This is a genomic window from Luedemannella helvata (genome assembly GCF_039528415.1).
In the GTDB taxonomy this organism is placed as follows: domain Bacteria; phylum Actinomycetota; class Actinomycetes; order Mycobacteriales; family Micromonosporaceae; genus Luedemannella; species Luedemannella helvata.
In genome coordinates this window covers 45,080-54,326 of the sequence record NZ_BAAALS010000033.1, presented here as the reverse complement: position 1 = coordinate 54,326, position 9,247 = coordinate 45,080, and the positions used below count along the sequence as shown (strand labels likewise).

Genomic DNA, 9,247 nt, shown 5'->3' with positions numbered 1-9,247 from the left:
AACTCGCGGCGTAGCAACCAACCGAGGAACTGTCCAAGATCCTTGACACAGCTCAAGGCATCCCCCACCCCCCACACGGGGCATGGGCGCGGCGTGCGCGGCGCATGGGCAGCGGTGGCCTGGTAGTTGGCGAGCATCCGAACATCATCGTTCACGAGTTCATCTCTGCCGGGTTCGACCCAGACTGCGTCCGCCGCAACAGTGGCATCCACCTACCCGGTTACTACCGTCCCGCCAAGAAATGGGCCGTGGTGGTTGTCGATAGCGGGCTCCTGGTTGCCGCTATCGAGTTCAAGTCCCACGTCGGGCCGTCCTTCGGTAATAACTTCAACAACCGTATCGAAGAGGCCATCGGTAGCGCTGTCGACGTCTGGAGAGCCTACGAAGAGGGCACGTTCGGCGAGGTGCGGCCCTGGCTCGGGTACTTCTTCCTGCTGGAGGATGCGCCACGCTCGACGAAGCCTGTCAGCCTTCCAACCACCGTCTTTCCGGTCGACGATGCGTTCCAGGATTCGTCGTACACGGATCGCTACCGAATCTTCTGCCAGCGCCTTCTCCGGGAACGCTTGTATGACGCCGCCTGTTTCCTGACGGCCTCCGGCACCGGTGTAACGATGATCAATGAGCCGTCACGGGAGCTTGGGTTCGCTGCCTTCGCGGCGAAGATCGCTGGCCGCGCAGCCGAGATCCACGCGTTGAAGGCCACGGGTATCCACGGCTAAGCCACGTGAGTCGTTCGCTTCGACGGCTAGGTTTTCTCCGAAAGCTTGATTTTGTCGAGGTCGGGGGCGCGGCTGTAGTCGTTGAACAGCTTCACCGAGTTGGCGCCCTTCGCGAGCCGGACGGTCGTCGTCACCGTCCCCGGCGACCCGGACCGGCAGCGCACGGTCTTCGTCTCGCCGCCGTTGACGGAGACGCGGAGGTCCCGGTCGCGGCTGGCCCGGTAGGTCACCGTCAGCGTGTAGTCGCCCGCCGCCGGGGCGGAGATCCCGCCGAACGTGAGCCACCCGGACCGCCACAGGAACCCGTCGATGAACCCGGAACCGAGCTGCCCGATCGCCGCGCCGCCGGAACAACCGCAACTGAGCCGCAGCGCGCTGCCGCCGAGCTGCGCGGACTCCGCCTCCACCGTCACCGCGAAGGCCGCCGACGCGCGTGTGGTCGGTGCGCGCCCCGTCGCGGTCGCGGTCGGTGCGGGCGGCGTTGTCCGTGGTGGCGCGCTCGTCGACCGCGTCGGTGTCGCGGTGTGCGACGGCCGCCCCGCGGTCGCCCGCGACCCCACGCGCGGCGTCGGGCTTGCCGGCACCGCACTGGGCAGCGCGGCGGTCGCCCCGCGCGGCCGTGCGTCGCCGGCTCCCGTCCGTTGCGGATCCACAATCAGGAGTACGAGCGTGAGCGCGGCGAGGACGGCAGCGCCCCCGGCGACGATCAGTCGCATCCGTTCGCCCGGTGTCCGCAGGCGCCACATGACGAACCGTGACATTCGTGTGAACCTAGTGGCCGCGCTCGCGGCGTTGCTCCACCGTCGGGACCGGTCGGTTGTCCGTATAGGGACACCTGGCGGGCCGGCCGGCCGCTAATCTTGCGCGCAACCGATGAACCGGAGGCCACCCGTGACCCAGATCCTTGCCGATGTGGCCCCCGAGCCGGAGGGCGTCGCCGCCGAGGTGCTGGCCATCGGGGCCGGCCTGTTCGTCGTCGTGGCGATCGTGGTGGGCGTCGTCGTGCTCGTGATGCGCCGCGCCAAGCGCGGCAGCTGACCGGTCAGTCCATGCGGCCCGCGACCACGCCGGCCAGGACCGAGCCGCCGTTGACGCCGACGGCCACCGCGGCGAGCAGCACGAGGTCGAGCCGGGTCGTCGCGCCCCGGCCCCGGGCGGCGATGACGCCGGCGGCGAGCACCGCCCACTCGATGACGCACACGGCCGCCTCCGCGCCGGCGAGCACCCACAGGTACGCCGGGTCGTCCGCCCACGGCCGCAGTGACCACCACAGCGCCGGGTGCGTCAGCGCGTTCGCGGCGAGCGCGAGGGCGGCGGCCCGCCGCCACGACAGCCCGAACCAGCCCACCAGCGCCGCCACATACAGTGGCGCCTCGACGAGCAGGGTGAGCGCGAACGCGCCCACGTACCGGGGGAAGGACACGCCATGACAGTAGGTGGCATGCGGGCCCCGGCGCTTTCCGCACCCGCGCTGACCGTCCCGGCGGGCGTGCCGCCGCGTGCCGCCGGCCGGCTGGCCGCCGCGCTGCGTTCGGGTGACGGGTCGCCGAGCGGTGTCGCGCTCGCGGCCGGGTTCGCGCTCACGGCCGCGATCGCGCTGGCCGTGGCGGCGCGCGCGCCGCTGGCCACGACGGTGCTCGGCCTGATCGCGTTCGGCGCGCTGCACAACGTGCTGGAGTTGCGCTATGTGGCGGGACGATTCGCCGGGGTGCTGCGGGGACGGCTGCTCGTCGTGCTGCTGGCGCTGGTCACCGGCATCCTCGTCTGCCGGCTCGCGGCCGCCCGTACGCCTGAGATTGTGTTGGCGTACGCGCTGCTGGGGGTGGGCGTCGCCTACGCGGTGACCCGGCCGTGGTGGCGCCTGGCCGCGTTGGGCGGGCTGGGTGGGGCGCTCGCGGCGTCGCTGGCCTTTCCGGCGTACCACTTCGTGATCCTGACCCACCTGCACAACGTGGTACCGCTGTTCTTCCTGTGGGAGTGGTCGCGGCGGCTGACCCGGGGGCGCACGGCGTTCCGGGTCGCGCAGGTGGGCTGGGTGCTCGGCATCCCGGCGCTGATCCTGCTGGGTGTCGCCGACGGCCTGGTGGTCAACCAGCTCGCGGACGGCGGGGCGGGCACGGTCACCGCGTTCGCGGGCACGCCGGCGAAGCTGGCCGCGCCGTTCGTGCCGCCGGGCCTGCAACCCGACCTCGTCGTCGGGCTGCGGTTCCTGGTCGTCTTCGCGTTCCTGCAGACGATGCACTACGCGGTGTGGGTGGGCTTCCTGCCCCGGGCCGCCCCGGACGCGGCGGCGGCCTTCGAGGCGCGGGTGCCGTGGCTGGCCGGCTGGCGGGCCTGGGCCCTGGGCGCGGCCGCCGCGGCGCCGCTCGCGGTGCTGTTCGCGGTCGACTACACCCAGGGCCGGGTGATGTACTCGGCGTTCGCCAGCTACCACGCCTACCTGGAGTTCCCGGTCCTGCTGGCGCTGCTGTTCAGGCCACGTGCTCCAGATAGCGTTCGATAGTCTCCGCGAGGATCTCCGCCCCCGGCCGGGCCCACACCTCGGCGTTGAAGACCTCGACCTCGACCGGTCCCGTGTAGCCCGCCTCGTCGACCGCTTCCCGGAACCGGCGCAGTTGCACGCAGCCGGTGCCCGGCAGCCCGCGCCCGAGCAGCACGCCCTCCGGCAGCGGCGTGATCCAGTCGGCGGCCTGGAAGCAGGCGATGCGCCGCTCCGCCCCCGCCCGCGTGATCTGCCGCCACACCTGGTCGTCCCACCACAGGTGGTAGGTGTCCACGACCACGCCGACGGCCTCGGCGGGGTAGGGGTCGGCCAGGTCGAGGGCCTGCCCGAGGGTCGACACGACGCACCGGTCGCTGGCGAACATCGGGTGCAGCGGCTCGATGGCCAGCCGCACCCCGGCGTCGAGCGCGTGCGGCACGAGTGCGCCGATCGCGTCGCCGACGTGCTGACGCGCCGCGTCGATGTCGCGCTCCGCCGGGCGCAATCCACCACAGACCAATACGAGTACCGGGGTACCGAGCGTCGCCGCCTCGTCGATGGCGCGGCGATTGTCGTCGTACCAGTCGTCCTGTTGGAAGAAGCCGCCCCGGCACAGCGACGTCACCGCGAGCCCGGCGTCGCGGACGAGCTGGGCGGTCGCCGCCACGCCGTAGGCCTGCACGGGCTCGCGCCACAGCCCGATCTTGTCGAGCCCGGCGGCGGCGCAGCCGGCCACCGCGTCCGGCAGCGCCCAGTGTTGCGCGGTGGCCTGATTGAACGAGAAGCGATCAAGGTCGCTCATGCCCTGAGTTCCTTGATCTCGACGCGGCAGCCCTCGCGGGCGGAGAACAGGCCACACTCGGCGAGCTGCACGCCGCGCGCGCCCGCCCACAGGTCCCAGGTGTAGGGGACGTCCTCGACGACATGGCGCAGGAACAGCTCCCACTGCGCCTTGAAGCCGTTGTCGAACTCCTCGTTGTCGGGCACGACCTGCCACTGGGCGCGGAAGTCCTCGGTGGCCGGCAGGTCGGGGTTCCAGACGGGCTTCGGGGTGGCGCCCCGGTGCTGGATGCGGCAGGTGCGCAGGCCGGCGACGGCGCTGCCCTCGGTGCCGTCCACCTGGAACTCGACCAGCTCGTCGCGGTAGACCCGCACGGCCCACGACGAGTTGATCTGGGCGACGATCGGCCCGTCCGGGCCGGCGATCTCGAAGATGCCGTACGCGGCGTCGTCGGCCGTGGCGGCGTACTCCTCGCCCCGCTCGTCGACCCGGCGGGGGATGTGGGTCGTCACATGCGCGGTCACGGCGGTGACCCGACCGAAGATCTGCTCGAGGACGTAGTGCCAGTGCGGGAACATGTCCGTGACGATGCCGCCGCCGTCCGCGGCCCGGTAGTTCCACGACGGACGCTGGGCGGCCTGCCAGTCACCTTCGAAGACCCAGTAACCGAACTCGCCGCGTACGGACAGGACGCGGCCGAAGAAGCCGCCCCTGACGAGCCGGTCGAGCTTGCGCAGCCCGGGCAGGAACAGCTTGTCCTGCACGACGCCGTGCTTGATGCGGGCCGCGTCGGCCGTGCGGGCGAGGTCCACCGCGCCCGCCAGGCCCTCGGCGGTGGGCTTCTCGGTGTAGATGTGCTTGCCGGCCTCGATGGCGGCGCGGATCGCCTTTTCCCGCTGGGACGTGACCTGAGCGTCGAAGTAGATCTCGACGTCGTCGCGGGCGAGCGCGGCCGACAGGTCCGTGGTCCAGTCGGTGAGGCCGTGCCGGGCGGCGATCTCGGCGAGCTTCGTCTCGCTGCGCCCGACGAGCACCAGCTCCGGCCACAGCCGGCTGCCGTCGCGCAGCGGCAGGCCACCCTGCTCGCGGATGGCGAGCAACGAGCGCACCAGATGCTGGCGGTAGCCCATGCGTCCGGTGACGCCGTTGACCACGATGCCGATTGACCTGCGATTCATCGAGCCGTCCCCTAGTCGGTTGTCGTGCCGTTGCCCGTACCGTGCCGCCCGGTGGACCGTGCTGTCCTGGGTGCGGCACGGTCTGCGGAAAGCGCTTTCCGCAGCCTAGAGCGTACGGCTGTCGCGCGGCAAGGGCATACCCGCGTACGCCACCCGGTACGCTGCTCGCCCATGGGGACCACACGTCGGGTGGCGCGGAGCATGGACGGCCCGGAACCGGATGCCGGCCCACCCGCTGGGGAGGCGTCCGCGCGGGGCGGCATCGCGCGCGGTGCGGTCACGCTCGCCGATGTCGCGCGGCGCGCCAAGGTGTCGCCCGCGACCGCGTCAAGGGTGATCAACGGCAGCACGAAGCCGGTCGCGGAGGAGCTGCGCGCCCGCGTGCTGCGCGCCGTCGAGGACCTGCGGTACGTGCCGAACGCGCACGCGCAGGGCCTGGCCCGGTCGCACCGCATCGCCGTGGGCGTCATCGTGCACGACGTCTCCGACCCGTACTTCGCCGAGATCACCCGCGGCCTGCAGCGGGTCGCGACCGAGCACGGCCGGCTCCTGGTCATCTGCAACAGCTACCGCGACCCGGCCCGCGAGCTGGAGTACGTGGAGCTGCTGCGCGCCCAGCAGGTGGCCGCGATCGTGCTGGCCGGCTCCGGCTACCACGACGTCGCGTTCACCAAGGAGATCAACGCCAAGCTCCGCGCGTACCAGCAGTCCGGCGGGCACGTGTCCGTGATCGGCCGGCACGAGCACGTCGGAGACGCCGTGCTGCCCGCCAACGAGGAGGGCGGCCGGCTCATCGCCGAGCACCTCTACGAGCTGGGCCACAAGCACATCGGCGTCATCGCAGGCCCGAAGGTCCTCACCACGACGACCGACCGGCTCGCCGGCATCCGCCGCGCCGCCAAGGACCACGGCCGGGCGCTACCGGCCCGCCGGGTCGTGCACTCGGACTTCAGCCGCGACGGCGGCGCCACCTCGACCGCGCACCTGCTGCACGACTCGCCCGAGGTGACCGCGATCGTGGCGCTCAACGACTCCATGGCCGTCGGCGCCCTGGCCTGGCTGCGGGCGCACAAGATATCCGTGCCCGGTCAGGTCTCCGTGGCCGGCTTCGACGACATGCCGGTGGCCAGCGATGTCACCCCGACGCTGACGACCGTGCGCCTGCCGCTCACCGAGATGGGCGCCCGCGCGATGAGCATGGCCCTGTCGGGCAGTGCGATCCACCCCACCCGCATCGAGCGCGTCGAGGCGATCGTCGTCGCGCGCGAGAGCTCGGGCCCGCCGCCCGCCTAGCGGCCTGCCGGGTTCAGGGCGCCTGGAAGCCGGCGGCGGTCAACACGGCGAGGCCCTCGGCCGACCGTACATAGTCGACGAAGGCCTGCCCGCCCGCGGCGTTGGGCGCGTCCTTCAGCGTCGCGATGGGGTAGTCGTTGATGGCTGCGGCCGATTCCGGGAACTCGACGGCGTCCACGTCGGCCGCGGCCGCTCTGGCGTCCGTCCGGTAGACCAGCGCGGCGTCCACCTCGCCGAGGCGTACCTTCGCCAGTGCTGCCTTGACGTCGTGTTCGAGGGTCACCGGCGTCAGCGCGACGCCGGCCGCGTCGAGTGCCTTCCTGGCCGCCGCGCCGCAGGGCACCTGCTCCGCGCACGACGCCACCGTGGTGCCCGCCGTGGCGAGATCGCTGAGTCCCTTGATCGCCTTGGGGTTGCCCTTGGCGGTGGCGATGACAAGCTGGTTGCGCACGAACGTGACCGGGGCTGCCGCCACCGCGCCGGCGGCCACCACGGTCTGCATGTTCGCCGGGCTCGCCGAGGCGAACACGTCCGCCGGCGCGCCCTGCCCGATCTGCGCGGCGAGCGCCGAACTGCCCGCGAAGCTGAATCTGACGCTGGTGCCCGGGTTGGCGGCCTCGAAGTCCTTGCCGATCTTCGTGAACGCCTCCGTCAGCGACGCCGCGGCGAACACGGTCACGGTCCCCCCGTGGCCCTGATCCGGGGCGCTGTCCCGGCAGCCACCGAGAACCAGGAGGCCCACAGCCGCGCTGGCCGCGATCAATCGCCGGATGCTCATGCAATCACTCTCGCATTAGCAAGCTGTAAACGCCAAGTTCCCTTGCATCTGCGTCAGCGCTGGCGGTGACGCGGGACGCAAAACCGTATGTGTCGGGTGCGGTTCCCCCGCTGCGCGCTCGTCCGGCGACCTGTGCGAGGCGCGTCACATCCCAGCCGGCCACGCCGCCGTCCGACCGGTGAGCACCGGGGCGCTGGTCTGCCGTCCACGATGGACGTCCGCGCGAACCGGACGGTTGGCAGCTCACCCTGGGTGCGGGACCGTGTCCGGAGGTTCTCCCCGCGGCCGTGGGCCTGTCCCCACCGCCGACCGCCCGCGATACCGGCCGCACCGGGCGGGTCGGCGCCGTGACTCTGCGCGGCGGGACACTGCCCCCGCGTCGTCGCAGCTTGACTGTCGGGTCATAGACCGGGTTGAGAGTCTGGGGTGCGCGCCACCATACTGTCGCGTCATGAGTGATGGCATGCTGCCCGGGGGTGCTCCCGCGAACCAACCTCCGCCGTGGACACCTGGATCGGCGCCGCAGCCCGGCGCGTCCAACCCCGACGTGACCCAGATCGACTCCGGGTACCCCGGTCAGCCCGCCTCACCCGGCCAACCGCCCTACGGCGCGCAGCCGCCCTATGGTGGTCAGCCCGGCTCCGGGCAGCCGCCCTACAGCGCGCAGCCGACGCCCGGCCAGCCCGGCTACGGTGCTCAGCCATCCTATGGTTCTCAGCCGCCCTACGGCGCGCAGCCGACGTCCGGCCAGCCGGGCTACGGCGGCCAGCCTGACTACGGCGGCCAGCCGGGGTACGGGGCCCAGCCGGGATATGGGGCGCAGCCCACGTCGGGCCAGCCGGGCTACGGGGCCCAGCCGGGGTACGGGGGGCAGCCGGGCTACGGGGCGCAGCCGACGTCCGGGCAGCCATACGGCGGACAGCCGACGTCGGGGCAGCCATACGGCACGCAGCCGTACGGCGCGCAGCCCACCTCCGGCCAGCCCGGCTACGGCGGCCAACCCCCGTTCGGGGTGCCGGGGCAGTTCCCCGGGCAGCCGCCCGCGAAGAAGAACACGACGCTGTTCATCGTCCTCGGCGTCGTGCTGGTGCTGGTGCTCGCCTGCTGCGGCTTCTTGGGGTTCCGGCTTCTCAGCGATGACCCGAAGACGACGTCCAACCCGCAGACCACCTCCGGCGCGGGCGGGCCGACCGGAGCGCCGACCGCCGCGTCCGTGACGCCGGAGGCGTACCAGCAGGTGCTGGCGCAGGCGGACGCCGCCGTCGTCGCGTCGTACAAGTCGTTGGCCGCCGCGAAGAGCAAGTCGGCCGCGGTCAGCGCGGCGGGTAAGTTCGACACCGCACTGGCTCAGGCGATCACCCTGCTGCAGGGCACGGCGACGCCGGGCGCGGCGACCCGGTCGGCGCACGAGGACGTCATCTCCGCGCTGCAGCGCTTGCGCACGGACGTCGCCACCATGAAGGACGGCCGTTCGGCCTGCCCGGCGGCGGCCGCGCTGCCCGCGATCAGGAACTCGAGCGCCGCCGCCACGCTGCGGGCCGCCGCGAAGCGACTCGCCGAGGGCGACGCCGCGCACGAGTACAAGGTGGCGACGTGGCTGCCGGGCACCTCCAAGGCGCGCACGGTGGCCAACGGCACGATCGTCAAGCGGACCAGCAGCGGCCCGAGCCGGCTGGAGATCACGAACAACAGCTCGCCGGGCTTGATCAGCCTGGTCAAGAAGGGTTCCAAGTCCGCCACGATCATCGTGTACGTCGGCCCGAACAAGAAGTACACCGTCAACAGCGTGCCCAGCGGCACGTACACGATCTTCATGGCGTCCGGTACGGACTATGACCGGAACGCGAAGAGCTTCGCCCGCAACTGCGGGTACTCGAAGTTCGACGACACGTTCACCTTCTCCTACACGCAGGCCTGGCGGATCACTCTCACCAAGAGTTCGGGCGGCAACGCGTCGACCAGCGGCGTCGACCCGGACGACTTCCCGCAGTAGACGGTCCCATCACGGCACGC

Annotated in this window: 10 protein-coding genes; 5 read left to right on the top strand and 5 right to left on the bottom strand. The window is 71.9% G+C overall.

The window, feature by feature from the left end; genetic code table 11:
- Positions 1 to 104 precede the first annotated feature (104 nt).
- Positions 105 to 722 (top strand): PaeR7I family type II restriction endonuclease, encoded by a 618-nt coding sequence (locus ABD191_RS25180; protein WP_344087098.1) that lies wholly within the window; start codon positions 105 to 107, stop codon positions 720 to 722.
- Between the two features lie 26 nt (positions 723 to 748).
- Here ABD191_RS25180 and ABD191_RS25175 read toward each other — a convergent pair whose 3' ends face one another.
- On the bottom strand, positions 749 to 1,483 hold the full coding sequence (locus tag ABD191_RS25175) for a carbohydrate-binding protein (protein ID WP_344087095.1): 735 nt from the start codon (positions 1,481 to 1,483) through the stop codon (positions 749 to 751).
- Positions 1,484 to 1,613: 130 nt separating this feature from the next.
- Here ABD191_RS25175 and ABD191_RS25170 point away from each other — a divergent pair, with 130 nt between their 5' ends.
- A complete protein-coding gene (locus ABD191_RS25170) occupies positions 1,614 to 1,760 on the top strand; it encodes a hypothetical protein (protein WP_344087092.1) in 147 nt (48 codons plus the stop codon).
- 4 nt (positions 1,761 to 1,764) lie between these two features.
- On the opposite strand, the gene ABD191_RS25165 is transcribed toward ABD191_RS25170, so the two are convergent.
- Positions 1,765 to 2,145 (bottom strand): hypothetical protein, encoded by a 381-nt coding sequence (locus ABD191_RS25165; RefSeq protein ID WP_344087090.1) that lies wholly within the window; start codon positions 2,143 to 2,145, stop codon positions 1,765 to 1,767.
- Between the two features lie 3 nt (positions 2,146 to 2,148).
- On the opposite strand from ABD191_RS25165, the gene ABD191_RS25160 reads away from it, so the two are divergent.
- Complete coding sequence (locus ABD191_RS25160; protein WP_344087088.1) at positions 2,149 to 3,225, top strand: hypothetical protein; 1,077 nt, start codon at positions 2,149 to 2,151, stop codon at positions 3,223 to 3,225.
- Here the strand turns inward: ABD191_RS25160 and ABD191_RS25155 are convergent.
- The gene (locus ABD191_RS25155) at positions 3,194 to 4,006 is read right to left on the bottom strand and encodes a sugar phosphate isomerase/epimerase family protein (protein WP_344087085.1); all 813 of its coding nucleotides are present in this window, start codon (positions 4,004 to 4,006) and stop codon (positions 3,194 to 3,196) included. The genes ABD191_RS25160 and ABD191_RS25155 overlap by 32 nt on opposite strands.
- Positions 4,003 to 5,163 (bottom strand): Gfo/Idh/MocA family protein, encoded by a 1,161-nt coding sequence (locus ABD191_RS25150; protein ID WP_344087082.1) that lies wholly within the window; start codon positions 5,161 to 5,163, stop codon positions 4,003 to 4,005. Before ABD191_RS25150 ends, ABD191_RS25155 begins: the two co-directional genes overlap by 4 nt.
- A 171-nt stretch (positions 5,164 to 5,334) precedes the next feature.
- Here ABD191_RS25150 and ABD191_RS25145 point away from each other — a divergent pair, with 171 nt between their 5' ends.
- On the top strand, positions 5,335 to 6,456 hold the full coding sequence (locus ABD191_RS25145) for a LacI family DNA-binding transcriptional regulator (RefSeq protein WP_344087079.1): 1,122 nt from the start codon (positions 5,335 to 5,337) through the stop codon (positions 6,454 to 6,456).
- 13 nt (positions 6,457 to 6,469) lie between these two features.
- On the opposite strand, the gene modA is transcribed toward ABD191_RS25145, so the two are convergent.
- On the bottom strand, positions 6,470 to 7,234 hold the full coding sequence (modA, locus tag ABD191_RS25140) for a molybdate ABC transporter substrate-binding protein (RefSeq protein WP_344087076.1): 765 nt from the start codon (positions 7,232 to 7,234) through the stop codon (positions 6,470 to 6,472).
- Positions 7,235 to 7,685: 451 nt separating this feature from the next.
- Here modA and ABD191_RS25135 point away from each other — a divergent pair, with 451 nt between their 5' ends.
- Positions 7,686 to 9,227, top strand: coding sequence for a hypothetical protein (locus tag ABD191_RS25135; protein WP_344087073.1), 1,542 nt, complete (start codon positions 7,686 to 7,688; stop codon positions 9,225 to 9,227).
- Positions 9,228 to 9,247 lie beyond the last annotated feature (20 nt).

Bases quoted from the DNA above. Each gene is read 5' to 3' on its own strand.
- modA (WP_344087076.1), bottom strand. From the start codon at position 7,234: ATGAGCATCCGGCGATTGATCGCGGCCAGCGCGGCTGTGGGCCTCCTG.
- ABD191_RS25175 (WP_344087095.1), bottom strand. From the start codon at position 1,483: ATGTCACGGTTCGTCATGTGGCGCCTGCGGACACCGGGCGAACGGATG.
- ABD191_RS25145 (WP_344087079.1), top strand. From the start codon at position 5,335: ATGGGGACCACACGTCGGGTGGCGCGGAGCATGGACGGCCCGGAACCG.
- ABD191_RS25150 (WP_344087082.1), bottom strand. From the start codon at position 5,163: ATGAATCGCAGGTCAATCGGCATCGTGGTCAACGGCGTCACCGGACGC.
- ABD191_RS25180 (WP_344087098.1), top strand. From the start codon at position 105: ATGGGCAGCGGTGGCCTGGTAGTTGGCGAGCATCCGAACATCATCGTT.
- ABD191_RS25135 (WP_344087073.1), top strand. From the start codon at position 7,686: ATGAGTGATGGCATGCTGCCCGGGGGTGCTCCCGCGAACCAACCTCCG.
- ABD191_RS25155 (WP_344087085.1), bottom strand. From the start codon at position 4,006: ATGAGCGACCTTGATCGCTTCTCGTTCAATCAGGCCACCGCGCAACAC.
- ABD191_RS25160 (WP_344087088.1), top strand. From the start codon at position 2,149: ATGACAGTAGGTGGCATGCGGGCCCCGGCGCTTTCCGCACCCGCGCTG.